General features: G+C 54.7%; 24 protein-coding genes, 4 tRNA genes and 1 rRNA gene. All 29 read right to left on the bottom strand.

The features are described from left to right. Window positions 1-7: 7 nt before the first annotated feature. The gene (gene rpsC, locus BI292_RS13320; protein ID WP_003176422.1) at window positions 8-694 is read right to left on the bottom strand and encodes a 30S ribosomal protein S3; all 687 of its coding nucleotides are present in this window, start codon (window positions 692-694) and stop codon (window positions 8-10) included. Between the two features lie 13 nt (window positions 695-707). Continuing rightward, window positions 708-1,040, bottom strand: coding sequence for a 50S ribosomal protein L22 (gene rplV, locus BI292_RS13315; RefSeq protein ID WP_003103908.1), 333 nt, complete (start codon window positions 1,038-1,040; stop codon window positions 708-710). 13 nt (window positions 1,041-1,053) lie between these two features. Next, window positions 1,054-1,329 (bottom strand): 30S ribosomal protein S19, encoded by a 276-nt coding sequence (rpsS, locus tag BI292_RS13310; RefSeq protein WP_002555486.1) that lies wholly within the window; start codon window positions 1,327-1,329, stop codon window positions 1,054-1,056. A 16-nt stretch (window positions 1,330-1,345) separates the two neighbouring features. Continuing rightward, the gene (rplB, locus tag BI292_RS13305; protein ID WP_003176423.1) at window positions 1,346-2,170 is read right to left on the bottom strand and encodes a 50S ribosomal protein L2; all 825 of its coding nucleotides are present in this window, start codon (window positions 2,168-2,170) and stop codon (window positions 1,346-1,348) included. A gap of 14 nt (window positions 2,171-2,184) precedes the next feature. Then, window positions 2,185-2,484 carry a 50S ribosomal protein L23 gene (gene rplW / locus BI292_RS13300; protein WP_002555488.1) on the bottom strand — a complete coding sequence of 100 codons (300 nt, stop codon included), beginning with the start codon at window positions 2,482-2,484 and terminating at the stop codon, window positions 2,185-2,187. After that, window positions 2,481-3,083, bottom strand: a complete 603-nt coding sequence (gene rplD, locus BI292_RS13295) for a 50S ribosomal protein L4 (protein WP_007896707.1) — start codon at window positions 3,081-3,083, stop codon at window positions 2,481-2,483. Before rplD ends, rplW begins: the two co-directional genes overlap by 4 nt. 12 nt (window positions 3,084-3,095) lie before the next feature. After that, a complete protein-coding gene (rplC, locus tag BI292_RS13290; RefSeq protein ID WP_003186059.1) occupies window positions 3,096-3,731 on the bottom strand; it encodes a 50S ribosomal protein L3 in 636 nt (211 codons plus the stop codon). A gap of 80 nt (window positions 3,732-3,811) precedes the next feature. Next, on the bottom strand, window positions 3,812-4,123 hold the full coding sequence (gene rpsJ / locus BI292_RS13285; protein ID WP_003186070.1) for a 30S ribosomal protein S10: 312 nt from the start codon (window positions 4,121-4,123) through the stop codon (window positions 3,812-3,814). 141 nt (window positions 4,124-4,264) lie between these two features. Then, the gene (gene tuf / locus BI292_RS13280) at window positions 4,265-5,458 is read right to left on the bottom strand and encodes an elongation factor Tu (protein ID WP_008145495.1); all 1,194 of its coding nucleotides are present in this window, start codon (window positions 5,456-5,458) and stop codon (window positions 4,265-4,267) included. 31 nt (window positions 5,459-5,489) lie between these two features. Continuing rightward, window positions 5,490-7,595 (bottom strand): elongation factor G, encoded by a 2,106-nt coding sequence (gene fusA / locus BI292_RS13275; RefSeq protein WP_092277406.1) that lies wholly within the window; start codon window positions 7,593-7,595, stop codon window positions 5,490-5,492. 30 nt (window positions 7,596-7,625) lie between these two features. Next, the gene (rpsG, locus tag BI292_RS13270) at window positions 7,626-8,096 is read right to left on the bottom strand and encodes a 30S ribosomal protein S7 (protein WP_002555493.1); all 471 of its coding nucleotides are present in this window, start codon (window positions 8,094-8,096) and stop codon (window positions 7,626-7,628) included. A gap of 118 nt (window positions 8,097-8,214) precedes the next feature. After that, the gene (gene rpsL / locus BI292_RS13265) at window positions 8,215-8,586 is read right to left on the bottom strand and encodes a 30S ribosomal protein S12 (RefSeq protein ID WP_002555494.1); all 372 of its coding nucleotides are present in this window, start codon (window positions 8,584-8,586) and stop codon (window positions 8,215-8,217) included. 216 nt (window positions 8,587-8,802) lie between these two features. After that, a complete protein-coding gene (gene rpoC / locus BI292_RS13260; RefSeq protein ID WP_092277403.1) occupies window positions 8,803-13,002 on the bottom strand; it encodes a DNA-directed RNA polymerase subunit beta' in 4,200 nt (1,399 codons plus the stop codon). A gap of 64 nt (window positions 13,003-13,066) precedes the next feature. Then, on the bottom strand, window positions 13,067-17,140 hold the full coding sequence (gene rpoB / locus BI292_RS13255) for a DNA-directed RNA polymerase subunit beta (protein WP_092277400.1): 4,074 nt from the start codon (window positions 17,138-17,140) through the stop codon (window positions 13,067-13,069). A gap of 220 nt (window positions 17,141-17,360) precedes the next feature. Continuing rightward, window positions 17,361-17,726: a 50S ribosomal protein L7/L12 gene (rplL, locus tag BI292_RS13250; protein ID WP_092277397.1), complete on the bottom strand. Its 366-nt coding sequence runs from the start codon at window positions 17,724-17,726 to the stop codon at window positions 17,361-17,363. Window positions 17,727-17,806: 80 nt separating this feature from the next. Then, window positions 17,807-18,307 carry a 50S ribosomal protein L10 gene (gene rplJ / locus BI292_RS13245; protein ID WP_007896629.1) on the bottom strand — a complete coding sequence of 167 codons (501 nt, stop codon included), beginning with the start codon at window positions 18,305-18,307 and terminating at the stop codon, window positions 17,807-17,809. Window positions 18,308-18,505: 198 nt separating this feature from the next. Further along, complete coding sequence (gene rplA / locus BI292_RS13240) at window positions 18,506-19,201, bottom strand: 50S ribosomal protein L1 (protein WP_028621538.1); 696 nt, start codon at window positions 19,199-19,201, stop codon at window positions 18,506-18,508. Then, a complete protein-coding gene (gene rplK / locus BI292_RS13235) occupies window positions 19,201-19,632 on the bottom strand; it encodes a 50S ribosomal protein L11 (RefSeq protein ID WP_003210097.1) in 432 nt (143 codons plus the stop codon). Before rplK ends, rplA begins: the two co-directional genes overlap by 1 nt. Before the next feature lie 117 nt (window positions 19,633-19,749). Then, entirely contained in the window at window positions 19,750-20,283 is a 534-nt protein-coding gene (gene nusG, locus BI292_RS13230; protein ID WP_054052239.1) for a transcription termination/antitermination protein NusG, read from the bottom strand. A 9-nt stretch (window positions 20,284-20,292) separates the two neighbouring features. Beyond that, window positions 20,293-20,661, bottom strand: coding sequence for a preprotein translocase subunit SecE (gene secE, locus BI292_RS13225; protein ID WP_092277394.1), 369 nt, complete (start codon window positions 20,659-20,661; stop codon window positions 20,293-20,295). Between the two features lie 45 nt (window positions 20,662-20,706). Next, window positions 20,707-20,782 (bottom strand) — tRNA-Trp (locus tag BI292_RS13220). Between the two features lie 53 nt (window positions 20,783-20,835). Next, on the bottom strand, window positions 20,836-22,029 hold the full coding sequence (gene tuf, locus BI292_RS13215) for an elongation factor Tu (RefSeq protein WP_092277391.1): 1,194 nt from the start codon (window positions 22,027-22,029) through the stop codon (window positions 20,836-20,838). An 84-nt stretch (window positions 22,030-22,113) separates the two neighbouring features. Then, a tRNA-Thr gene (locus tag BI292_RS13210) sits at window positions 22,114-22,189 on the bottom strand. Between the two features lie 26 nt (window positions 22,190-22,215). Further along, window positions 22,216-22,289: transfer RNA gene (locus BI292_RS13205), tRNA-Gly, on the bottom strand. Window positions 22,290-22,313: 24 nt separating this feature from the next. Then, a tRNA-Tyr gene (locus BI292_RS13200) sits at window positions 22,314-22,398 on the bottom strand. Window positions 22,399-22,540: 142 nt separating this feature from the next. After that, window positions 22,541-22,978 carry a hypothetical protein gene (locus BI292_RS13195; protein ID WP_101208143.1) on the bottom strand — a complete coding sequence of 146 codons (438 nt, stop codon included), beginning with the start codon at window positions 22,976-22,978 and terminating at the stop codon, window positions 22,541-22,543. A 7-nt stretch (window positions 22,979-22,985) separates the two neighbouring features. After that, on the bottom strand, window positions 22,986-23,735 hold the full coding sequence (locus BI292_RS13190) for a pantothenate kinase (protein WP_101208142.1): 750 nt from the start codon (window positions 23,733-23,735) through the stop codon (window positions 22,986-22,988). Continuing rightward, complete coding sequence (gene birA, locus BI292_RS13185) at window positions 23,725-24,684, bottom strand: bifunctional biotin--[acetyl-CoA-carboxylase] ligase/biotin operon repressor BirA (RefSeq protein WP_101208141.1); 960 nt, start codon at window positions 24,682-24,684, stop codon at window positions 23,725-23,727. The genes BI292_RS13190 and birA overlap by 11 nt, the downstream gene beginning before the upstream one ends. Before the next feature lie 136 nt (window positions 24,685-24,820). After that, a 5S ribosomal RNA gene (rrf, locus tag BI292_RS13180) occupies window positions 24,821-24,936 on the bottom strand. Window positions 24,937-24,987: the final 51 nt, after the last annotated feature.

Below are 24,987 nucleotides of genomic sequence, written 5' to 3'. Positions count from 1 at the left end.
GTACCCCTTACTTAGCAGCTTTTTTACGAGGCGCTGGTGCTTGTGGTTTCAGTTCTTCTTGGCGACCACCAATTACTTCGCCCTTGAAGATCCAAACCTTTACACCGATCACACCATAAGTGGTGTGAGCTTCGTAGTTGGCATAGTCGATGTCGGCACGCAGGGTGTGCAGTGGCACACGACCTTCGCGATACCATTCAGTACGTGCGATTTCAGCACCGCCGAGACGACCGCTCACTTGGATTTTGATGCCTTTGGCACCAATGCGCATGGCGTTCTGTACAGCGCGCTTCATAGCGCGACGGAACATTACGCGGCGCTCCAGCTGCTGAGCTACGCTCTGCGCAACCAACATACCGTCGAGTTCCGGCTTGCGGATTTCTTCGATATTGATGTGCACAGGCACACCCATTTGCTTGGTCAGGTCCTGACGCAGTTTCTCAACATCTTCACCTTTCTTCCCGATAACGATACCTGGACGAGCGGTGTGGATGGTGATACGTGCAGTTTGAGCCGGACGATGGATATCGATACGGCTTACGGACGCGCTTTTTAGTTTGTCTTGGAGATACTCACGCACCTTCAGATCAGCGAACAAATAGTCCGCATAAGTCCGACCGTCTGCGTACCAGACGGAGGTGTGCTCCTTGACGATTCCCAGGCGAATGCCAATGGGATGTACTTTCTGACCCATCTCTTCGACTCCGTTACTTGTCAGCAACCTTGACAGTGATATGGCAAGACCGCTTGACGATGCGATCAGCACGGCCTTTGGCACGTGGCATGATTCGCTTCAGCGAACGCCCTTCGTTGACGAAAACGGTGCTGACTTTAAGGTCATCAACGTCTGCGCCTTCGTTATGCTCGGCGTTGGCTACGGCCGACTCCAGCACTTTCTTCATGATCTCGGCGGCTTTCTTACTGCTGAAAGCCAACAGGTTGAGCGCTTCGCCCACCTTCTTCCCGCGGATCTGGTCGGCGACCAAGCGGGCTTTCTGGGCGGAGATTCGAGCGCCCGACAACTTAGCGGCTACTTCCATCGTTCCTTACCCCTTAACGCTTGGCTTTCTTGTCTGCCACGTGCCCACGATATGTGCGGGTACCGGCAAACTCGCCTAGTTTGTGGCCGACCATGTCTTCGTTCACGAGAACTGGAACATGTTGACGACCGTTATGCACTGCAATGGTCAAACCGACCATTTGTGGCAGGATCATCGAACGACGCGACCAGGTTTTCACCGGTTTGCGATCGTTCTTTTCCGCCGCCACTTCGATCTTCTTCAGTAGGTGAAGATCAATAAAAGGACCTTTTTTCAGAGAACGTGGCACTGTCGTATCCCTCTATTTACTTGCGACGACGGACGATCATTTTGTCGGTACGCTTATTACCACGAGTCTTCGCGCCCTTAGTCGGGAAGCCCCATGGCGATACCGGATGACGACCACCAGAGGTACGACCTTCACCACCACCATGTGGGTGGTCAACCGGGTTCATGGCAACACCACGAACGGTTGGGCGAACGCCACGCCAGCGTTTGGCACCAGCTTTACCCAGCGAACGCAGGCTGTGCTCGGAGTTCGAGACTTCACCCAGGGTCGCGCGGCATTCAGCCAGCACTTTACGCATCTCACCAGAACGCAGACGCAGGGTCACGTAGACACCTTCACGAGCGATCAGCTGAGCCGAAGCACCAGCGGAACGAGCGATTTGCGCGCCTTTACCTGGCTTCAATTCGATGCCGTGTACGGTGCTACCAACTGGAATGTTACGCAGTTGAAGAGCGTTGCCCGGCTTGATCGGTGCCAAAGCACCTGCGATCAGCTGGTCGCCAGCACTCACGCCTTTAGGGGCGATGATGTAGCGGCGCTCGCCATCTGCGTACAGCAGCAGAGCAATGTGAGCAGTACGGTTTGGATCGTATTCAATACGCTCGACAGTGGCAGAGATGCCATCTTTGTCGTTGCGACGGAAATCGACCAGACGATAATGCTGCTTATGGCCACCACCGATGTGACGAGTGGTAATGCGACCATTGTTGTTACGACCACCAGTCTTCGATTTTTTCTCGAGCAGCGGTGCGTGAGGAGCGCCTTTATGCAGCTCCTGGTTGACCACCTTGACCACAAAACGGCGGCCAGGGGAAGTCGGTTTGCATTTAACGATTGCCATGATGCACCCCTTCCTTACTCAGCACTGCTGCTGAAATCGAGATCTTGGCCTGGCTGAAGGGAGATAACTGCCTTCTTCCAGTCATTACGCTTGCCCAGACCGCGAGCAGTGCGCTTGCTTTTACCCAAAACATTCAGGGTAGTAACACGCTCTACTTTCACGCTGAACAGGCTTTCGACGGCCTTCTTGATTTCCAGCTTGGTTGCGTCAGTTGCAACCTTGAAAACGAACTGGCCTTTCTTGTCAGCCAGAACCGTAGCCTTTTCGGAAACGTGCGGGCCAAGCAGAACTTTAAATACGCGTTCCTGGTTCATCCCAGCAGCTCCTCGAATTTCTTCACGGCCGACACGGTGATCAACACCTTGTCGTATGCGATCAGACTAACTGGATCGGAACCTTGCACGTCACGTACATCAACGTGTGGCAGGTTACGAGCAGCCAGGTACAGGTTCTGATCAACAACTTCGGACACGATCAAGACGTCAGTCAGGCCCATGCCGGTCAGTTTGTTCAGCAGATCTTTGGTCTTCGGTGCATCAACAGCGAAGTCCTGAACCACAACCAGACGATCAGTACGCACCAGCTCAGCAAGGATGGAACGCATTGCTGCGCGATACATCTTCTTGTTCAGCTTCTGGGTGTGATCCTGAGGACGAGCTGCGAAAGTGGTACCGCCGCCACGCCAGATTGGGCTACGGATAGTACCGGCACGAGCACGGCCAGTACCTTTCTGACGCCAAGGGCGCTTACCGCCACCACGAACGTCGGAACGGGTCTTTTGCTGCTTGCTACCTTGACGGCCGCCGGCCATGTAGGCCACGACTGCTTGGTGAACGAGCGTCTCGTTGAATTCGCCGCCAAATGTCAGTTCGGAAACTTCGATCGCTTGAGCGTCATTTACATTTAATTGCATGTCAGCTTCCCCTTAACCGCGAGCCTTGGCTGCTGGACGTACAACCAAGTTGCCGCCAGTAGCGCCAGGAACAGCGCCCTTGACCAACAACAGATTGCGTTCAGCGTCCACGCGCACTACTTCGAGGGACTGCACGGTCACGCGCTCAGCGCCCATATGACCGGACATTTTTTTGCCCTTGAATACACGACCAGGAGTCTGGCACTGGCCGATAGAGCCTGGAACGCGGTGGGACACGGAGTTACCGTGCGTATTATCTTGCCCGCGGAAGTTCCAACGCTTGATCGTACCCTGGAAGCCTTTACCCTTGGACTGACCGGTTACATCAACCAGTTGACCAGCGGCGAAGATTTCAGCGTTGATCAGATCGCCGGCCTGGTACTCGCCTTCTTCAAGACGGAATTCCATTACGGTACGACCAGCGGCAACGTTCGCTTTAGCGAAGTGGCCAGCTTGAGCAGCTGTAACACGCGAGGCACGACGCTCACCTACAGTGACTTGCACTGCACGATAGCCATCGGTCTCTTCAGTTTTGAACTGGGTGACGCGATTCGGTTCGATCTCAATGACCGTGACCGGAATGGAGACACCTTCTTCGGTGAAAATACGGGTCATACCGCATTTACGACCGACTACACCAATAGTCATGTTGTAAACCTCATGAGTGTACGGGGCTTTCACCCGCTATGGCCGCCCATTTCAGAGCGTTACACGACTAAGACCGAGTCTTAGCCGAGGCTGATCTGTACTTCCACACCGGCCGCAAGGTCGAGCTTCATAAGAGCGTCAACGGTTTTATCCGTTGGCTGGACGATGTCCAGAACGCGCTTGTGAGTACGGATCTCGTACTGGTCACGCGCGTCTTTGTTGACGTGCGGGGAGACCAGAACGGTGAACCGCTCTTTGCGGGTAGGCAGTGGAATAGGACCACGCACTTGAGCACCAGTACGTTTCGCGGTTTCCACGATTTCCTGGGTGGATTGGTCGATCAGGCGATGGTCAAAAGCCTTCAACCTGATACGGATTTGCTGATTTTGCATTGGATTTCAGACTCCGGCTGCTATTCCCAGCGAGCGCAATACGCCCGTTAAAAGGAGGCGCAATTCTATAGACGGGCTACTACAGTGTCAACCCAATAAAAAAGCCCCCGCTAGGCGGGGGCTTTTTCAAGTCATCACTTATTAAGCGATGATTTTGGCTACGACGCCAGCGCCGACGGTACGACCGCCTTCACGAATAGCGAAACGCAGACCATCTTCCATTGCGATGGTTTTGATCAGGGTGACAACCATTTTGATGTTGTCGCCTGGCATTACCATTTCAACGCCTTCCGGCAGTTCGCAGTTACCGGTCACGTCAGTGGTCCGGAAGTAGAACTGTGGACGGTAGCCTTTGAAGAACGGGGTGTGACGACCGCCTTCTTCTTTGCTCAACACGTACACTTCGGCTTCGAAGGTAGTGTGCGGCTTAACCGAACCTGGCTTGACCAGAACCTGGCCACGCTCAACGTCGTCACGCTTGGTGCCGCGCAGCAGCACGCCGCAGTTCTCGCCAGCACGACCTTCGTCGAGCAGCTTACGGAACATTTCAACACCGGTGCAGGTGGTGACGGTAGTGTCACGCAGACCAACGATTTCCAGTGGATCCTGAACCTTGACGATACCGCGCTCGATACGGCCAGTTACAACAGTACCGCGACCGGAGATCGAGAATACGTCTTCGATTGGCATCAGGAACGGCTTGTCGATAACACGGACTGGATCTGGGATGTAGCTGTCCAGAGTCTCAACCAGTTTACGAACGGCAGTGGTGCCCATTTCGTTGTCGTCTTGGCCGTTCAGAGCCATCAGAGCCGAACCGATGATGATCGGAGTGTCGTCACCTGGGAAGTCGTAAGTGCTCAGCAGATCGCGCACCTCCATCTCAACCAGTTCCAGCAGCTCAGCGTCGTCAACCATGTCAGCCTTGTTCAGGAAGACAACGATGTACGGAACGCCAACCTGACGGGACAGCAGGATGTGCTCACGGGTTTGTGGCATCGGACCATCAGCGGCCGAACAAACCAGGATAGCGCCGTCCATTTGAGCAGCACCGGTGATCATGTTCTTCACATAGTCAGCGTGACCTGGGCAGTCAACGTGAGCGTAGTGACGGATCAACGAGTTGTATTCAACGTGTGCGGTGTTGATGGTGATACCACGAGCCTTTTCTTCTGGAGCGCTGTCGATTTTATCGAAAGCAACAACAGCCGAACCGAAAACTTCGGAGCAGACGCGAGTCAGAGCAGCGGTCAGCGTGGTTTTACCGTGGTCAACGTGACCAATGGTGCCAACGTTGACGTGCGGGAGGGTACGGTCAAATTTTTCTTTAGCCACGACAATTAACTCCTAGCCTAAAGGGGCTGAATCAGCCTTGTTTTTTGGTAACGGTTTCGACGATGTGCGACGGAGCCGTATTGTATTTTTTGAATTCCATAGAGTAGCTTGCGCGACCTTGGGACATGGAACGGACGTCGGTCGCATAACCGAACATCTCACCCAGCGGAACCTCGGCACGAATTACTTTGCCGGAAACCGTGTCTTCCATACCCAGGATCATGCCGCGACGACGGTTAAGGTCGCCCATCACGTCACCCATATAGTCTTCAGGTGTAACAACCTCTACTGCCATGATTGGTTCAAGCAACTCACCACCGCCCTTCTGGGCCAGTTGCTTGGTAGCCATGGAAGCAGCCACCTTAAACGCCATCTCGTTGGAGTCGACGTCGTGGTAGGAACCATCAAACACAGTAGCCTTCAGGCCGATCAGCGGATAGCCGGCAACAACGCCGTTCTTCATCTGCTCTTCGATACCCTTCTGGATAGCCGGGATGTATTCCTTAGGAACCACACCACCCACTACTTCGTTCACGAATTGCAGACCTTCCTGACCTTCGTCAGCAGGAGCAAAACGGATCCAGCAGTGGCCGAACTGACCACGACCGCCGGACTGGCGAACGAACTTGCCTTCGATTTCACAGTTCTTCGTGATGCGCTCACGATACGAAACCTGAGGCTTGCCGATGTTGGCTTCGACGTTGAACTCACGGCGCATCCGGTCAACCAGGATGTCCAGGTGAAGCTCGCCCATGCCGGAGATGATCGTTTGACCAGTCTCTTCATCAGTCTTGACGCGGAAAGATGGATCTTCCTGAGCAAGTTTGCCCAGTGCGATACCCATTTTTTCCTGGTCATCCTTGGTCTTAGGCTCAACGGCAACCGAAATAACCGGCTCCGGGAAGTCCATACGAACCAGGATGATTGGCTTGTCAGCGCTGCACAAGGTTTCGCCAGTGGTGACGTCCTTCATGCCGATCAAGGCCGCGATGTCACCAGCGCGTACTTCCTTGATTTCTTCACGGGCGTTTGCGTGCATTTGCACCATACGACCCACGCGCTCTTTCTTGCCTTTAACCGAGTTGATCACGCCGTCGCCGGAGTTCAACACGCCCGAGTAAACGCGGACGAAGGTCAAGGTACCCACGAATGGGTCAGTAGCGATCTTGAACGCCAGAGCCGAGAACGGCTCGTCATCGTTTGCATGACGTTCCATCTGCTTTTCCTCGTCATCCGGGTCAGTACCCTTGATGGCAGGAATATCAGTTGGAGCAGGCAGGTAATCGATAACGGCGTCGAGAACCAGGGGAACGCCCTTGTTCTTGAAGGAAGAACCGCAAACAGCCAAGACGATCTCACCAGCGATAGTACGCTGACGCAGAGCGGCCTTGATTTCCGCGTTGGTGAGTTCTTCACCTTCGAGGTACTTGTTCATCAGCTCTTCGCTGGCTTCGGCCGCAGCCTCAACCATGTTGCCGCGCCACTCGTCAGCCAGTTCCTGCAGTTCAGCAGGGATAGGCTTACGAACTGGAACCATACCTTTGTCGGAATCGTTCCAGTAAACAGCTTCCATAGCCATCAGATCGATCTGACCTTGGAAGTTGTCTTCGGAACCGATAGCCAACTGGATTGGCACCGGGGTGTGACCCAGACGCTGTTTGATCTGACCGATCACGCGCAGGAAGTTCGCACCAGCACGGTCCATCTTGTTTACGTAAACAAGACGTGGAACGCCGTATTTGTTGGCTTGACGCCATACGGTTTCCGACTGAGGCTCAACGCCCGAAGTACCACAGAACACAACGACCGCGCCGTCGAGTACACGCAGGGAACGTTCAACTTCAATAGTGAAGTCAACGTGGCCCGGGGTATCGATTACGTTGAAGCGGTATTGGTCTTTGTGCTGCTTCTCGGAACCCTGCCAGAAGGCGGTAATAGCAGCAGAAGTAATGGTAATACCACGCTCCTGCTCCTGAACCATCCAGTCTGTGGTCGCGGCGCCGTCATGCACCTCGCCCATCTTGTGACTTTTGCCAGTGTAAAAAAGGACGCGCTCGGTGGTGGTGGTTTTACCAGCATCCACGTGAGCGACGATACCGATGTTACGGTAGCGACTAATCGGAGTAGTACGAGCCATAAAGCCCTCGCAAAATTAGTGAAGCTGAAATTAGAAGCGGTAGTGCGAGAAAGCTTTGTTGGCTTCGGCCATACGGTGCACGTCTTCACGCTTCTTAACAGCAGCACCTTTACCTTCAGCAGCGTCCAACAGTTCGCCAGCCAAACGCAGAGCCATAGACTTCTCGCCGCGCTTGCGGGCGAAGTCTACCAACCAGCGCATTGCCAGGGCGTTACGACGGGACGGACGAACTTCGACCGGAACCTGGTAAGTAGCACCGCCTACACGGCGCGACTTTACTTCGACCAGCGGAGCGATGGCGTCGAGAGCTTTCTCGAAGATTTCCAGGGGGTCGCTGTTCTTGCGTTCTTTAACCTTTTCCAGCGCGCCATAAACGATACGCTCGGCAACGGCTTTCTTGCCGCTTTCCATAACGTGGTTCATGAACTTGGCCAGAATTTGGCTTCCGTATTTTGGATCGTCAAGCACTTCGCGCTTGGCTGCTACGCGTCTTCTTGGCATGGATAAGCCCTCAAACGGTCTTCAGGTTCGCTCGGAATCGGTGCCCTTTCGGGACGCCTCCGACCTTACTCTTATCGACTCAGAAAAATAGAAAATCAGTTCTTACAAAAAGCCGCTACTACTTAGGCTTCTTGGTACCGTACTTCGAACGACCCTGGTTACGACCTTTAACGCCGGAAGTATCCAAAGAACCGCGTACGGTGTGGTAACGAACACCTGGCAAGTCTTTTACACGACCGCCGCGGATCAGTACCACGCTGTGCTCTTGCAGGTTGTGGCCTTCACCGCCGATGTACGAGGAAACCTCGAAACCGTTGGTCAGACGCACACGGCATACTTTACGCAGTGCCGAGTTAGGTTTTTTCGGCGTGGTGGTATACACACGGGTGCATACGCCACGACGTTGCGGGCAGTTCTGCAGCGCAGGTACGTCGGATTTCTCGACGATACGCTTACGCGGCTGACGTACCAGCTGGTTGATAGTTGCCATCTACTAGCTCCACTGTTGTCTTGCGACGCTATTGTCTTGCAAGAAAAGCAAAATGGCAGGAACGAATTCCCGCCAAATTTAGGGGTACAAGAGTCTAAAGAGGATCTTGTCCCCAGTCAAGGCAAGGCCCCGACCTCCCCGCTCATCCAACCTCGACAAATTGTCTTGATTCGATGAACGGTTAGACCGGGGCCCCACGCTCATTTACCGCAGAACTCAGTTACCGCTCGAGTTCAGTGCTTCGGTCAGTGCAGCTTCCACTTCACTGGCGCTCACGCGCAACGGTTTGTCAGCATCACGGCGACGCTTGCGCTCGCTGTGGTAAGCCAGACCGGTACCGGCCGGGATCAGACGACCCACGACTACGTTTTCTTTCAGGCCGCGCAGGTAATCGCGCTTGCCGGTTACCGCCGCTTCGGTCAGTACACGGGTGGTTTCCTGGAAGGAAGCCGCCGAGATGAACGATTCGGTGGACAACGACGCCTTGGTGATACCCAACAGCACGCGAGTGAACTTGGAAACGAACTTCTCGTCGCCCGCCAGACGCTCGTTCTCTACCAGAACGTGAGTCAATTCCATCTGGTCGCCCTTGATGAAAGTGGAATCGCCGGATTCAGCGATTTCAACTTTACGCAGCATCTGACGCAGGATGGTCTCGATGTGCTTATCGTTGATCTTCACGCCTTGCAGACGATAAACGTCCTGGATCTCGTTCACGATGTACTTGGCCAGCGCACTCACACCCAGCAGACGCAGGATGTCGTGTGGATCGCTCGGGCCGTCGGAGATAACTTCGCCGCGGTTTACCTGTTCGCCTTCGAAGACGTTCAGGTGACGCCACTTCGGAATCAGCTCTTCGTACGGATCGCTACCGTCGTTCGGGGTAATGACCAGACGGCGCTTGCCTTTGGTCTCTTTACCGAACGCGATGGTGCCGCTGACTTCAGCCAGAATCGAGGCTTCTTTCGGACGACGGGCTTCGAACAAGTCGGCAACACGCGGCAGACCACCGGTGATGTCACGGGTCTTCGAAGTTTCTTGCGGGATACGGGCGATAACATCACCGATCGCAACCTGCACACCATCCGCTACACCGACCAAGGCGTTAGCCGGCAGGAAGTACTGAGCCGGTACGTCGGTACCTGGCAACAGCAGATCCTTGCCATCGACGCCAACCATCTTCACGGCAGGACGGATGTCTTTACCGGCAGCTGGACGATCTTTCGCGTCGAGTACTTCAATGTTGGTCATACCGGTCAATTCGTCTGTCTGACGCTTGATCGTGATGCCTTCTTCCATGCCCACGTAGGTCACGGTACCTTTCATTTCGGTAACGATTGGGTGAGTGTGCGGATCCCACTTGGCCACGATTGCGCCAGCGTCGACCTTGTCACCTTCTTTAACCGAAATCACAGCACCGTACGGCAGCTTGTAACGCTCGCGCTCACGACCGAAGTCATCAGCGATTGCCAGCTCACCGGAACGGGACACAGCAACCAGGCAACCATCCACTCGCTCAACGTGTTTCAGGTTGTGCAGACGGACAGTACCGCCATTCTTCACCTGAACGCTGTCAGCAGCGGAGGTCCGGCTTGCCGCACCACCGATGTGGAACGTACGCATGGTCAGCTGGGTACCCGGCTCACCGATGGACTGGGCAGCGATAACGCCGACCGCTTCACCGATGTTCACCTGGTGACCACGAGCCAAGTCACGGCCGTAGCACTTGGCGCAGATGCCGTAGCGGGTTTCGCAGCTGATCGGCGAACGCACGATCACTTCATCGATGCTGTTCAGCTCGATGAACTCGACCCACTTCTCGTCTACCAATGTGCCGGCAGGAACGATGATTTCTTCGGTACCTGGCTTGAACACGTCACGGGCGATAACTCGACCCAATACGCGCTCACCCAGTGGCTCAACAACGTCACCGCCTTCAATGTGCGGAGTCATTACCAGGCCGTGCTCGGTGCCGCAATCGATCTCGGTCACAACCAGATCCTGCGCCACGTCTACCAGACGACGAGTCAGGTAACCGGAGTTCGCAGTTTTCAACGCGGTATCCGCCAAACCTTTACGAGCACCGTGAGTAGAGATGAAGTACTGAAGTACGCTCAAACCTTCACGGAAGTTCGCAGTAATCGGCGTTTCGATGATGGAACCGTCCGGCTTGGCCATCAGGCCACGCATACCGGCGAGCTGACGGATCTGCGCAGCAGAACCCCGTGCGCCCGAGTCGGCCATCATGTACATCGAGTTGAAGGACTCTTGATCGACTTCGACGCCATGACGGTCGATGACTTTCTCTTTCGAGAGGTTGGCCATCATCGCCTTGGAAACTTCGTCGTTCGCCTTGGACCAAAGGTCGATCACTTTGTTGTACTTCTCGCCCTGGGTTACCAGGCCGGAGGCGTACTGACTTTCGATCTCTTTCACTTCATCAGTAGCAGCATTGATGATGCGGGCTTTTTCATCCGGGATAACGAAGTCGTTAACGCCGATGGAAACGCCAGAAATGGTCGAATAGGCAAAACCGGTGTACATCAACTGGTCAGCGAAGATCACGGTCTCTTTCAAACCAACCACGCGGTAGCACTGGTTGATCAGCTTGGAGATCGCCTTTTTCTTCATCGGCTGGTTGACGACGTCGTACGACAGGCCAGGTGGAACAACCTGGAACAACAGCGCACGGCCGACAGTGGTGTCGACGATACGAGTGTTCTTGACGCTGCCGCCATCACGATCGTTAACGGTTTCGTGGATCCGCACTTTGACTTTAGCGTGCAGTGCGGCTTCGCCGGCACGGAACACACGGTCAACTTCTTGCAGATCCGCGAACACACGACCTTCGCCCTTGGCGTTGATCGCTTCACGAGTCATGTAGTACAGACCCAATACAACGTCCTGCGACGGAACGATGATTGGCTCACCGTTGGCTGGCGACAGAATGTTGTTGGTCGACATCATCAACGCACGCGCTTCCAACTGGGCTTCCAGTGTCAGCGGTACGTGAACGGCCATTTGGTCGCCGTCGAAGTCGGCGTTGTACGCAGCACAGACCAGAGGGTGCAGCTGGATAGCTTTACCTTCGATCAGTACCGGTTCAAACGCCTGGATGCCCAGACGGTGAAGGGTCGGTGCACGGTTGAGGAGAACCGGGTGTTCACGGATCACTTCAGCGAGAACGTCCCAAACCTCTGGCAGTTCGCGCTCGACCATTTTCTTGGCAGCTTTGATGGTGGTCGCGAGACCACGCATTTCCAGCTTGCCGAAAATGAACGGCTTGAACAGCTCGAGAGCCATCTTCTTCGGCAGACCGCACTGGTGCAGACGCAGGGTCGGACCTACGGTAATTACCGAACGACCGGAGTAGTCAACACGCTTACCGAGCAAGTTCTGACGGAAACGACCTTGTTTACCCTTGATCATGTCAGCCAGGGATTTCAGAGGACGCTTGTTCGAACCGGTGATAGCGCGGCCACGACGACCGTTATCGAGCAGTGCATCGACAGCTTCCTGCAACATACGCTTTTCGTTGCGCACGATGATGTCCGGAGCGGACAGATCAAGCAGGCGCTTCAAGCGGTTGTTACGGTTGATCACTCGACGATACAGATCGTTGAGGTCGGAAGTCGCGAAGCGACCGCCATCCAGCGGGACCAGTGGACGCAGATCTGGCGGCAGAACCGGCAGAACGGTCAGCACCATCCATTCTGGAAGGTTGCCGGAACCCTGGAAGGCTTCCATCAACTTCAGACGCTTGGACAGCTTCTTGATTTTGGTTTCGGAGTTGGTTTGCGGAATTTCTTCGCGCAGACGGCCAATCTCGTGTTCCAGATCGATAGCGTGCAGCAGTTCGCGGACAGCTTCGGCACCCATGCGGGCATCGAAATCGTCGCCGAACTCTTCCAGCGCTTCGAAGTACTGCTCGTCGTTCAGCAGCTGACCTTTTTCAAGGGTGGTCATGCCTGGGTCGATAACGACGTAGCTCTCGAAGTAGAGAACGCGTTCGATATCACGCAGGGTCATGTCCATCAGCAAACCGATACGCGACGGCAGCGATTTCAGGAACCAGATGTGAGCAACCGGCGAAGCCAGTTCGATGTGCGCCATGCGCTCACGACGAACTTTGGCCAGTGCGACTTCAACGCCACACTTCTCGCAGATCACACCACGGTGCTTCAAGCGCTTGTACTTACCGCACAGGCACTCGTAATCCTTTACCGGGCCAAAGATCTTGGCGCAGAACAGGCCGTCACGTTCTGGTTTGAACGTACGGTAGTTGATCGTTTCCGGCTTTTTAACTTCACCGAACGACCACGAACGGATCATCTCAGGCGATGCCAATCCAATACGGATGGCGTCGAACTCTTCGACTTGACCCTGGTTTTTCAGCAAATTCAGTAGGTCTTTCAAGGCCTTTCCTCCTGGCGGAGCAGAGAGCGGGCAATCCTGCCCCGCTCTCGATTCGCGTCACGTGTTATTCGGTTTCCAGATCGATATCGATGCCGAGGGAACGAATTTCCTTGATCAACACGTTGAAAGACTCGGGCATGCCCGGCTCCATACGGTGATCGCCGTCCACGATGTTTTTGTACATCTTGGTACGGCCGTTCACATCGTCCGACTTCACTGTGAGCATTTCTTGCAGAGTGTAAGCAGCACCGTATGCTTCCAGTGCCCAGACCTCCATCTCCCCGAAACGCTGACCACCGAACTGTGCCTTACCACCCAGCGGCTGCTGGGTAACCAGGCTGTACGAACCGGTAGAACGAGCGTGCATCTTGTCGTCTACCAAGTGGTTCAGCTTCAGCATGTACATGTAGCCAACAGTAACCGGGCGCTCGAACTTGTTGCCGGTACGGCCGTCGGTCAGCTGCATCTGGCCGCTTTCTGGCAAGTCAGCCAGTTTCAGCATGGCCTTGATTTCGCTTTCCTTGGCACCGTCGAACACTGGAGTGGCCATTGGAACGCCGCCACGCAGGTTCTTCGCCAGATCCAGGATTTCCTGGTCGGAGAAGCTATCCAGATCTTCGTTACGACCGCCGATCTGGTTGTAGATCTCGTCGAGGAATTTACGAAGCTCGGCGACTTTGCGCTGCTCTTCGATCATCCGGTTGATCTTCTCGCCCAGACCTTTGGCCGCGAGGCCGAGGTGGGTTTCAAGGATCTGACCAACGTTCATACGCGACGGTACGCCCAACGGGTTGAGGACGACGTCGACCGGGGTGCCATTGGCATCGTGCGGCATGTCTTCAACCGGCATGATCACGGAGACCACACCTTTGTTACCGTGACGACCGGCCATCTTGTCGCCCGGCTGGATGCGGCGACGGATTGCCAGGTAAACCTTGACGATTTTCAGCACGCCTGGAGCCAGGTCATCGCCCTGCTGCAGTTTGCGCTTCTTGTCTTCGAACTTGTCGTCCAGCAGACGGCGGCGATCAACGATGTAGGCCTGAGCCTTCTCGAGCTGCTCGTTCAGAGCATCTTCAGCCATGCGCAGTTTGAACCACTGACCATGCTCAAGACCGTCGAGAACTTCGTCGGTGATGTCCTGACCTTTCTTCAGGCCGGCGCCGCCTTCAGCCTTGTGGCCTACCAGAGCGGAACGCAGACGTTCGAAAGTTGCGCCTTCAACGATACGGAACTCTTCGTTCAGGTCCTTGCGGATCTCGTCGAGTTGAGTCTTCTCGATCGACAGTGCACGAGCATCACGCTCAACGCCGTCGCGGGTGAAGACCTGTACGTCGATGACGGTACCCTTGGTGCCGGTAGGCACGCGCAGGGAGGTGTCTTTAACGTCGCTGGCTTTTTCACCGAAGATGGCACGCAACAGCTTCTCTTCTGGAGTCAGTTGGGTCTCGCCTTTCGGAGTGACCTTACCGACCAGAATGTCGCCTGCGCCAACTTCAGCACCTACGTAAACGATACCGGCTTCGTCCAGCTTGTTCAGTGCAGCTTCACCCACGTTCGGGATGTCTGCAGTGATTTCCTCTGGCCCAAGCTTGGTGTCACGTGCCACACAGGTCAGTTCCTGAATGTGGATCGTGGTAAAGCGATCTTCTTGAACAACTCGTTCCGACAGGCAGATGGAGTCTTCGAAGTTGTAACCGTTCCAGGCCATGAACGCGATGCGCATGTTCTGACCCAGCGCCAGTTCACCCATGTCGGTGGACGGGCCGTCAGCCATGATGTCGCTACGCTGAACCCGATCACCTTTACGCACCAGCGGACGCTGGTTGATGCAGGTGTTCTGGTTGGAGCGGGTGTATTTGGTCAGGTTGTAGATGTCGACACCAGCTTCACCGGTCTCAACTTCATCATCAGCAACACGAACCACGATACGGCTGGCGTCGACGGAATCGATAACGCCGCCACGACGAGCCACGACGCAAACGCCGGAGTCACGAGCTACGTTACGCTCCATGCCGGTACCGACCAGCGGCTTGTCAGCGCGCAGGGTTGGTACAGCTTGACGCTGCATGTTCGAACCCATCAACGCACGGTTGGCGTCATCGTGCTCGAGGAACGGGATCAGCGACGCTGCAACAGAAACAACCTGCTTCGGCGAAACGTCCATCAGGGTGACGTCTTCCGGCGCCTTGACGGTGAACTCGTTCAAGTGACGAACAGCTACCAATTCGTCGACCAGCATTTTCTTGTCGTTCATCGTGGCCGAAGCCTGAGCGATCACGTGATCAGCTTCTTCGATGGCGGACAGGAACACGATCTCGTCGGTGACCAGAGCGTCTTTCACCACACGGTACGGGCTCTCGAGGAAGCCGTACTGGTTGGTGCGCGCATAAGCGGCCAGGGAGTTGATCAGGCCGATGTTCGGACCTTCCGGCGTTTCAATCGGGCATACACGACCGTAGTGAGTCGGGTGTACGTCACGAACTTCAAAGCCAGCACGCTCACGAGTCAAACCGCCAGGGCCGAGTGCAGACACACGACGCTTGTGGGTGATCTCGGACAGCGGGTTGTTCTGGTCCATGAACTGGGAAAGCTGGCTGGAACCGAAGAACTCTTTCACCGCCGCAGCCACTGGCTTGGCGTTGATCAGGTCTTGCGGCATCAGGCCTTCGCTTTCAGCCATCGACAGACGCTCTTTGACCGCACGCTCAACACGTACCAGGCCAACGCGGAACTGGTTCTCGGCCATTTCGCCTACGCAGCGAACACGACGGTTACCCAGGTGGTCGATGTCATCGACGATGCCTTTACCGTTACGGATGTCGACCAGAGTCTTCAGTACCGCGACGATGTCTTCCTTGCACAACACGCCCGAACCTTCGATCTCGGTACGACCGATACGACGGTTGAACTTCATCCGGCCGACCGCAGACAGGTCATAGCGCTCAGGGCTGAAGAACAGGTTGTTGAACAGAGTCTCGGCAGCGTCTTTGGTTGGCGGCTCGCCTGGTCGCATCATGCGATAGATCTCGACCAGCGCTTCCAATTGGTTGCTGGTGGAGTCGATCTTCAGAGTGTCGGAGACGAACGGACCGCAGTCGATATCGTTGGTGTACAGAGTTTCGATGCGAACAACCTGAGCCTTGGCAATTTTTGCCAGGATCTCGGTGTTCAGCTCGGTGTTGCACTCTGCCAGGATTTCGCCGGTTGCCGGATGCACGATGGCCTTGGCGGTAGTGCGACCCAGGACGTAGTCCAGAGGCACTTCCAAGGTCTTGAGACCGGCTTTTTCGATCTGGTTGATGTGGCGCGCAGTAATACGACGACCCGCCTCAACGATGACCTTGCCTTTCTCGTCCTGAATATCAAGAACAGCGATTTCACCACGCAGACGCGAAGCAATCAGTTCCAGACTGAGGGTTTCGCCGCTCAGGTGGAAAACGTTGGTGGTGTAGAACGCGTCCAGCACTTCTTCGGTGGTATAGCCGAGTGCGCGCAGCAGCACGGATGCCGGCAGCTTGCGACGACGGTCGATACGCACGAACACGCAGTCTTTCGGGTCGAACTCGAAGTCCAACCACGAACCGCGGTAAGGAATGATGCGCGCGGAGTACAGCAGTTTACCGGAGCTGTGCGTCTTGCCACGGTCGTGGTCGAAGAACACGCCCGGGGAACGGTGCAGCTGGGAAACGATTACACGCTCGGTACCGTTGATTACGAAGGTACCGTTCTCAGTCATCAGGGGGATTTCACCCATGTAGACTTCTTGCTCTTTGATGTCCTTGATCGCTTTGTTCGACGATTCTTTGTCGAAAATGATCAGGCGCACTTTTACCCGCAAAGGTACGGCGTAAGTTACACCGCGCAATACGCATTCTTTGACATCAAATGCCGGTTCGCCCAGGCGATAACCGACGTACTCCAGCGCAGCATTGCCGGAGTAGCTGATGATCGGGAAAACGGATTTGAAGGCCGCATGCAGGCCCACGTCGCGGAACTGATCTTTAGTCGCTCCCGCTTGCAAGAATTCACGATACGAATCCAGCTGGATGGCCAGGAGGTACGGCACATCCATGACGTCCGGCAACTTGCTAAAGTCCTTGCGGATACGTTTTTTCTCAGTATATGAGTAAGCCATCAGCGTTCCCCAGCTTGGTCACCTGCTTGTTTGGCCCCTCCCGACGGGAGCAGCCAGAAAATCGTGCAAACCCCATGGTTTGCCCCACCGCATCGGGTGGTTACAGCTCGTTATCAGCACCGACCCAGTCGGCTGCCAATAACGGAAAAAGGCCGGTGGCAAGAGCCACCAGCCATCAGCCTTTCGCTTAACGCTCGGGCTGGAGACGCAAAGTCGATGCTTACTTCAGCTCGACTTTAGCGCCTGCTTCTTCCAGAGTGGCTTTGGCTTTGTCAGCTGCGTCTTTCGATACAGCTTCCAGAACCACGCCAGGAGCGCCGTCAACTACAGCCTTGGCTTCTTTCAAGCCCAGACCGGTCAGTTCACGTACTGCCTTGATCACGTTAACTTTCTTCTCGCCAGCTTCCAGCAGCATGACGTTGAATTCAGTTTGCTCTTCAGCAACGGCAGCAACAGCAGCTGGACCAGCGGAAGCAGCGGCAGCGGAAACGCCGAACTTCTCTTCCATGGCCTTGATCAGCTCAACGATTTCCAGAACGGATTTTTCGCCGATTGCTTCGATGATTTGGTCGTTAGTCAGAGACATGACTATAAATTCCTGTATTGGGGTGACAGCCTACGCGGCCATCGAAATAAACAATAAACGCTGAAAGGAGTCGCTCAGCCTTAGGCTGCGGCAGCTTCTTTCTGGTCGCGAAGGGCCGCCAGAGTACGAGCCAATTTGCTGGTTGCGCCTTGAATCACGCTCATCAGCTGAGAAATTGCTTCGTCACGGGTCGGCAGACTTGCCAGTACGTCGATCTGATTAGCTGCGAGGAACTTGCCCTCGAACGCAGCTGCCTTGATCTCGAACTTATCCTGACCTTTTGCGAACTCTTTGAAGATACGAGCAGCAGCGCCCGGATGTTCTTTGGAGAATGCAATCAAGGTCGGGCCAGTGAACACGTCGTTGAGCACGTCATATTGAGTGCCAGCAACGGCGCGCTTGAGCAGGGTGTTACGTACAACACGTACGTAAACGCCAGCTTCACGAGCCTCTTTACGGAGTCCGGTCATAGCGCCAACTGTCACGCCGCGGGCATCAGCCACAACAGCAGACAGGGCAACATTGGCAGCCTCGTTGACTTCAGCGACGATGGCCTTCTTGTCTTCGAGTTTAATTGCCACGGGTTTAACTCCTGCTTGTTACCGTTTCATCCAACCGAAGCCGGATGTCGTTTTGGTGTCTGATTCGGTAAGGAACCGGGAGCACCATCTGCGTAGGCTTGAGGTTTAAGACTTGCGTCGCCTACGGTCTTGGATAGCCCCCGCCAGGCAGGGACCCCAATCTTTCAATTGGCGCAATCACTTGCGCCAACCTTTGTCTTACGCGTCGAGCGAGCCTTGGTCGATGACCAGACCTGGACCCATGGTGGTGCTCAGGGTAACGCGCTTGACGTAAATGCCTTTCGAGGAAGCTGGCTTGATACGCTTCAGATCAGCGATCAGGGCTTCAACGTTTTCCTTCAGCTTGACAGCGTCGAAACCGACTTTGCCAACGGAAGTGTGGATGATGCCGTTTTTGTCGGTGCGATAACGAACCTGACCAGCCTTGGCGTTTTTAACCGCGGTAGCTACGTCTGGAGTTACGGTGCCGACTTTAGGGTTAGGCATCAGGCCACGTGGACCGAGGATCTGACCCAACTGACCAACAACGCGCATTGCATCCGGGGATGCGATAACTACGTCATAGTTCAGGTCGCCGCCTTTCATTTCGGCAGCCAGATCGTCCATACCTACACGGTCAGCGCCGGCAGCCAGAGCGGCCTCAGCAGCTGGACCCTGGGTGAACACTGCAACGCGAACAGTCTTGCCAGTACCGTGTGGCAGCACAGTAGCGCTACGAACGACCTGATCAGATTTACGCGGGTCAACGCCCAGGTTTACAGCAACGTCGAAGGACTCGCTGAACTTGACAGTCGACAGCTCAGCCAACAGAGCAGCAGCGTCTACAAAGTTGTAGGACTTGCCAGCTTCGATTTTGTCGGCGATAGCCTTTTGACGTTTGGTCAACTTAGCCATTACACACCCTCCACGTTAAGGCCCATGCTACGAGCAGAACCGGCGATAGTACGCACGGCTGCGTCCATATCAGCTGCAGTCAGATCCGCGTTTTTGGTTTTCGCGATTTCTTCCAGCTGAGCACGGGTCACGGTGCCAACCTTAACGGTGTTCGGACGAGCGGAACCGCTAGTCAGACCAGCAGCTTTCTTCAGCAGAACCGAAGCAGGTGTGGATTTTGTTTCGAAAGTGAAGCTACGGTCGCTGTAGACAGTGATGATCACTGGAGTCGGCAGACCTGGTTCAATACCCTGAGTACGGGCGTTGAAAGCCTTGCAGAATTCCATGATGTTCACGCCGTGCTGACCCAAAGCAGGACCAACAGGTGGGCTTGGGTTAGCCTGAGCGGCCTTCACTTGCAGCTTGATGTAAGCGGTAATCTTCTTGGCCATGAGGCACTCCAATTACGGGTTCGAACGCCTCGAAAGGCTCCCCGGTTACTTGCGCGTTTATCCCAGTGACGACAAAACCCCACAGCCTAGGGCTGCGGGGTTGGGATGCTTGCTCAGCTAGACCTTTTCGACCTGGCTGAACTCTAGCTCTACCGGAGTAGAGCGACCGAAAATGAGCACCGCCACTTGGATCCGGCTCTTTTCGTAGTTAACTTCTTCAACCGTGCCGGTGAAATCAGCAAACGGCCCATCGTTGACGCGTACCGACTCGCCTGGCTCGAAGAGTGTCTTCGGCTTCGGCTTGTCACTACCATCAGCGACACGACGCAGAATCGCTTCTGCCTCTTTATCTGTGATCGGTGCAGGTTTATCAGCGGTACCGCCGATGAAGCCCATCACCCGAGGAGTATCCTTGACCAAGTGCCAAGTACCCTCGTTCATGTCCATCTGAACCAGCACATAACCTGGGAAGAACTTGCGCTCGCTTTTGCGTTTCTGGCCATTACGCATTTCAACCACTTCTTCAGTGGGAACCAGAATTTCGCCGAAGCCATCTTCCATGCCAGCCAGCTTTACGCGCTCTAACAACGAGCGCATGACATGCTTCTCGTAACCGGAGTAAGCATGCACAACGTACCAACGCTTAGCCACGGGACACCCTTAGCCGACAATCAAGGAAACAAGCCAGCCGAGCAGGGAATCAAGCCCCCACAACAGCAACGCCATAACCAGTACAACAGCCACAACGATCAACGTGGTCTGCGTGGTTTCTTGGCGAGTTGGCCATACGACTTTACGAATCTCGGTGCGAGCTTCCTTTACCAGTACAAAGAAAGACTTGCCCTTGACTGTTTGCAGGCCTACAAAGGCAGCTGCAGCAGCAAGAGCGAGCAATGCTAGTACGCGGTACAGGATCGGCGAAGCAGAGTAATACTGATTGCCAACAACGCCAACAACCACCAAAGCGACTACTACTAGCCACTTGAGCAGATCGAAGCGAGAGCCTTGAGCTTCAGCTTTAGGAGTCATCTATGAAGATCCTGTGAAAAGAAAGCCAGACACACCAAGTGAATCTGGCAGGTCAGGAGGGAATCGAACCCCCAACCTACGGTTTTGGAGACCGTCGCTCTGCCAATTGAGCTACTGACCTAAAACAAAATCAGGCCGACCATTATGCCGGCCCGAAAAAGACATTACAACAACTTACTCGATGACTTTAGCTACGACACCTGCGCCGACGGTACGACCGCCTTCACGGATAGCGAAACGAAGCCCATCTTCCATCGCGATGGTTTTGATCAGAGTGACAGTCATCTGGATGTTGTCACCTGGCATTACCATTTCGACGCCTTCTGGCAATTCGCAGTTACCGGTCACATCCGTAGTACGGAAGTAGAACTGTGGACGGTAGCCCTTGAAGAATGGCGTATGACGACCACCCTCCTCCTTGCTCAGAACGTAAACCTCTGCAGTGAACTTGGTATGCGGCTTGACGGTGCCCGGCTTGACCAATACTTGGCCACGCTCAACATCATCACGCTTGGTACCGCGCAGCAATACGCCGCAGTTCTCGCCAGCACGACCTTCGTCGAGCAGCTTGCGGAACATCTCAACACCAGTGCAAGTAGTTTTGACAGTGTCACGAAGACCAACAATCTCAACTTCTTCCTGAATGCGGACAATGCCACGCTCAACACGACCAGTCACAACAGTACCGCGACCGGAGATCGAGAACACATCCTCGATCGGCATCAGGAACGGCTTATCAATAGCGCGTTCAGGCTGCGGAATGTAGCTATCCAGGGTCTCGACCAACTTCTTGACGGCAGTGGTGCCCATCTCGTTGTCGTCTTGACCATTCAACGCCATCAGCGCCGAACCAATGATGATCGGAGTGTCATCACCTGGGAAATCGTAAGTGCTCAGCAGATCGCGCACTTCCATCTCAACCAACTCGAGCAGCTCAGCATCATCAACCATGTCAGCCTTGTTCAGGAAGACAACGATGTACGGAACGCCAACCTGGCGAGATAGCAGAATGTGCTCACGGGTTTGCGGCATCGGACCGTCAGCAGCCGAGCAAACCAGGATTGCGCCATCCATCTGAGCAGCACCGGTGATCATGTTTTTTACGTAGTCAGCGTGACCTGGACAGTCAACGTGTGCGTAGTGACGCACTGCCGAATCGTACTCAACGTGAGCGGTGTTGATGGTGATGCCACGTGCTTTTTCTTCTGGGGCGCTATCGATTTTGTCGAAGTCGACCTTCGCGGAACCGAAAACTTCGGAACAAACGCGGGTCAGGGCTGCTGTCAAAGTAGTTTTACCGTGGTCTACGTGACCAATAGTGCCTACGTTGACGTGCGGCTTATTACGTTCGAACTTTTCCTTAGCCATCGAAACAACCCCCAGCAGAAGAATTGAGCAAGTAACATCAGCCATTAAAACAAAGGCAGATATTTTCATATCTGCCTTGTTATATGGAGCTCTTGAGCGGATTTGAACCGCTGACCTCACCCTTACCAAGGGTGTGCTCTACCAACTGAGCTACAAGAGCAAAACACTTTGCAGGACCTGCAAACTTGGAGCGGGTAGCGGGAATCGAACCCGCATCATCAGCTTGGAAGGCTGAGGTTCTACCACTAAACTATACCCGCGGAGCTTGCAGCTCTCGCTAAAAATGGTGGAGGGGGAAGGATTCGAACCTTCGAAGTCGTAGACGTCAGATTTACAGTCTGATCCCTTTGGCCGCTCGGGAACCCCTCCTAAGCGAGCCGGCATTCTATATCATGCCAGCCTTCTGTCAAGCATTTTCTCATTAAAAACCTGAGGTTAGCTGCGTTGACCTCGCTTCTCACTGCTCACCGGTAAAGGTCTTCACTGCGAAGCGGGCGCCATTCTATGCAAACTATTCGGCGGGTGCAACCCCCTCGCACGGCATTATTTTATGTTTTAACTCATTGAATTCTTTGGAAAGGTTTTGCAGCTTCGAGTCGTCCAGCAAACGTCGGCTTTCAGGGACCACGCGAACCCAGAATCCAGCGGAATCGAACGAATCCCGCGGCAATGACTGAACAGTGATCTGCAAGCCACTCAACCGACGCTCTACGGCTTGCATGGCTTCCTGGCCAGAAAAACCACCTATATATAGACACTCACTTTCCTGCCGAGGCTTTTCTTTGCCTCGAACGGCATCATTGGTTTCACTCAACAAGCGAATATCCTGCTGAGAACCTCGATACAAACTTAAAGGGGTGACGTCTTTCGCACGAAGCGGCGCCTCTTGTTGATGCCAGATGTAATAAAACACATTAAGAACAAGCAACAGCAGAAACAACCAACGCATAAAAACCTCAAGGCAAAGGACAAGCCATGGCCAAACCTACAAACACTAGGTCAGGAACGACTCTGGCGGCAGGCACGACTCCGCGGACCAAGTCTGCATCTCCACCAGTGAGGAAGACCGTGAAACCATCCCCCCAATAGCTGTGCGCCAACTGAAGCTGGGTGAGGACGAATCCTTGAAGCATCAAGGAACAACCTCGCTCGACAGCCTCAACGGTTGTTCGACCCGGCACAAGACTTTCCAAAGCGCGCTCGGCGGCAACATCGCCGTAGCGAATGCGACGAGTGTGAGTGCGCAACTGATTGCGCATCAAAGGCATTCCAGGGCAAATGAATCCGCCAATATGCTCTCCATCAGCTGCAATGAAGTCAGCCGTGACAGCCGTGCCGAAATCCAGCACCAGGCACGGACCGCCAGCGAGATGGAACCCGCCCAGCATCGCCAGCCAGCGATCGAGACCGAGCTTTTCATAATCTTCGTAGCCGTTACGAACGCCGGACATTTCACGAGCAGGAGCAGCACAGGTTACCGACACTCCAAAAGCATCAGTCAGAAGCGCAATCAACGCACTCGTTTCATCCCCCGTTCTGACACTGACTAATCGACACCGCTTTAGAGTCAGACCATCGAGCTGCTTCAGACCTTGCAGCAGCGCAAGATCCGAATCGACAACGCCTTCGGCGACCACGATCCGAACATCAGCACCCAGCACGCGCCATTTGATAAAACTGTTTCCGCAGTCAAGCTCAAGAATCATCACGCAACCTCAGGCTGAGCTCACCACCACTAAAGACTTTTTCCACACCGTCCACCTGTAGGCGCAGAGCACCCTGACTGTCGATACCCGCAACAACCCCATCAATACGATTGACGCCGGCAATCAATGAAACCGCCCTTCCCTGCCACAAATGGTTTTGCTCCCACTCAGCATGGATAGCCGCAAATCCTTCGCTTTGATGGCGATTCAAGTAAGCCTGGAGGACCACACCAAGCTCTGCTACCAGAAGGTTGCGATCAAACACCTTGCCGGACTCAAGCCGCATGGACGTCCATTGCTGATCAACCTCGTCGGCGGTCTGCATGTTCACATTGATCCCAAGACCTAACACCACATGACACACATCCGCCGGATCGCCGACTAGCTCCAGCAATATGCCTGCGATCTTCTTTTGACCAACAAGCAAATCGTTAGGCCATTTGAGCCCCACGCCTGAAACACCCTGGTTGCGCAACGCCTGCATTACCGCTAGCCCGACAACAAGGCTCAGACCTTCCAACTGACGCATCCCGCCCTCAATGCGCAGTACCAGACTGTAATAGAGGTTTTCTGCAAACGGGCTAACCCATTTGCGACCTCGCCTGCCACGACCAGCAGTCTGTCTTTCCGCAAGTATGAGAAATGGCGCAGCCTGGCCTCGCTCGATTGCGCGCAAGGCTTCGGCATTGGTGGAGTCGATGGAATCAAAGACCTGCGCAGGCCAGCTATTGGCAGAAGGCTTGGCATCGATTTCTCCAGGATCCAACAGCGTCAGCGGTGCAGCTAATTGGTATCCGCGGCCGCGCACCTTATGAATGGAAAGACCCAACTCTGCTTCCAGGTGCTGTAGCTGTTTCCATACGGCAGTACGACTGATGCCAAGAGCTGCGCCCAAGGCCTGACCGGAATGGAATCGCCCATCCTTCAGAAGTTTTAACAACGTCAGCATGCAAGTCTCGCCTCACAATGAGGCCCGAATGATAGCCATGCCCCGAGCCGTTGCATAGAAACCCTGATGGTCGGATTTTTCTTCGGGCAAAACAAAACCCCTACCTGCATACGCAGATAGGGGTTTCGGAATTTAATCTTGACGATGACCTACTCTCACATGGGGAAACCCCACACTACCATCGGCGATGCATCGTTTCACTACTGAGTTCGGGATGGGATCAGGTGGTTCCAAGGCTCTATGGTCGTCAAGAAATTCGGGTACCGAACCGTGGCCAGATGGCCTCGCTTCAGCAAATTGGGT

This window comes from Pseudomonas sp. 43NM1 (genome assembly GCF_002836905.1).
GTDB lineage: Bacteria > Pseudomonadota > Gammaproteobacteria > Pseudomonadales > Pseudomonadaceae > Aquipseudomonas > Aquipseudomonas prosekii.
The sequence above is the reverse complement of the archived record's forward strand: the minus strand, read 5'-3'. Positions and strand labels throughout refer to the sequence as shown.

Bases quoted from the DNA above. Each gene is read 5' to 3' on its own strand.
- rpoB (WP_092277400.1), bottom strand. From the start codon at position 17,140: ATGGCTTACTCATATACTGAGAAAAAACGTATCCGCAAGGACTTTAGC.
- BI292_RS13190 (WP_101208142.1), bottom strand. From the start codon at position 23,735: ATGATTCTTGAGCTTGACTGCGGAAACAGTTTTATCAAATGGCGCGTG.
- rplK (WP_003210097.1), bottom strand. From the start codon at position 19,632: ATGGCCAAGAAGATTACCGCTTACATCAAGCTGCAAGTGAAGGCCGCT.
- tuf (WP_092277391.1), bottom strand. From the start codon at position 22,029: ATGGCTAAGGAAAAGTTCGAACGTAATAAGCCGCACGTCAACGTAGGC.
- rplC (WP_003186059.1), bottom strand. From the start codon at position 3,731: ATGACTATTGGTGTAGTCGGTCGTAAATGCGGTATGACCCGTATTTTC.
- BI292_RS13195 (WP_101208143.1), bottom strand. From the start codon at position 22,978: ATGCGTTGGTTGTTTCTGCTGTTGCTTGTTCTTAATGTGTTTTATTAC.
- rplA (WP_028621538.1), bottom strand. From the start codon at position 19,201: ATGGCTAAGTTGACCAAACGTCAAAAGGCTATCGCCGACAAAATCGAA.
- rplD (WP_007896707.1), bottom strand. From the start codon at position 3,083: ATGCAATTAAATGTAAATGACGCTCAAGCGATCGAAGTTTCCGAACTG.
- rpsJ (WP_003186070.1), bottom strand. From the start codon at position 4,123: ATGCAAAATCAGCAAATCCGTATCAGGTTGAAGGCTTTTGACCATCGC.
- rpsC (WP_003176422.1), bottom strand. From the start codon at position 694: ATGGGTCAGAAAGTACATCCCATTGGCATTCGCCTGGGAATCGTCAAG.
- rplB (WP_003176423.1), bottom strand. From the start codon at position 2,170: ATGGCAATCGTTAAATGCAAACCGACTTCCCCTGGCCGCCGTTTTGTG.
- secE (WP_092277394.1), bottom strand. From the start codon at position 20,661: ATGACTCCTAAAGCTGAAGCTCAAGGCTCTCGCTTCGATCTGCTCAAG.
- rplL (WP_092277397.1), bottom strand. From the start codon at position 17,726: ATGTCTCTGACTAACGACCAAATCATCGAAGCAATCGGCGAAAAATCC.
- rpsL (WP_002555494.1), bottom strand. From the start codon at position 8,586: ATGGCAACTATCAACCAGCTGGTACGTCAGCCGCGTAAGCGTATCGTC.
- rpsG (WP_002555493.1), bottom strand. From the start codon at position 8,096: ATGCCAAGAAGACGCGTAGCAGCCAAGCGCGAAGTGCTTGACGATCCA.
- rplV (WP_003103908.1), bottom strand. From the start codon at position 1,040: ATGGAAGTAGCCGCTAAGTTGTCGGGCGCTCGAATCTCCGCCCAGAAA.
- fusA (WP_092277406.1), bottom strand. From the start codon at position 7,595: ATGGCTCGTACTACTCCGATTAGTCGCTACCGTAACATCGGTATCGTC.
- birA (WP_101208141.1), bottom strand. From the start codon at position 24,684: ATGCTGACGTTGTTAAAACTTCTGAAGGATGGGCGATTCCATTCCGGT.
- rplW (WP_002555488.1), bottom strand. From the start codon at position 2,484: ATGAACCAGGAACGCGTATTTAAAGTTCTGCTTGGCCCGCACGTTTCC.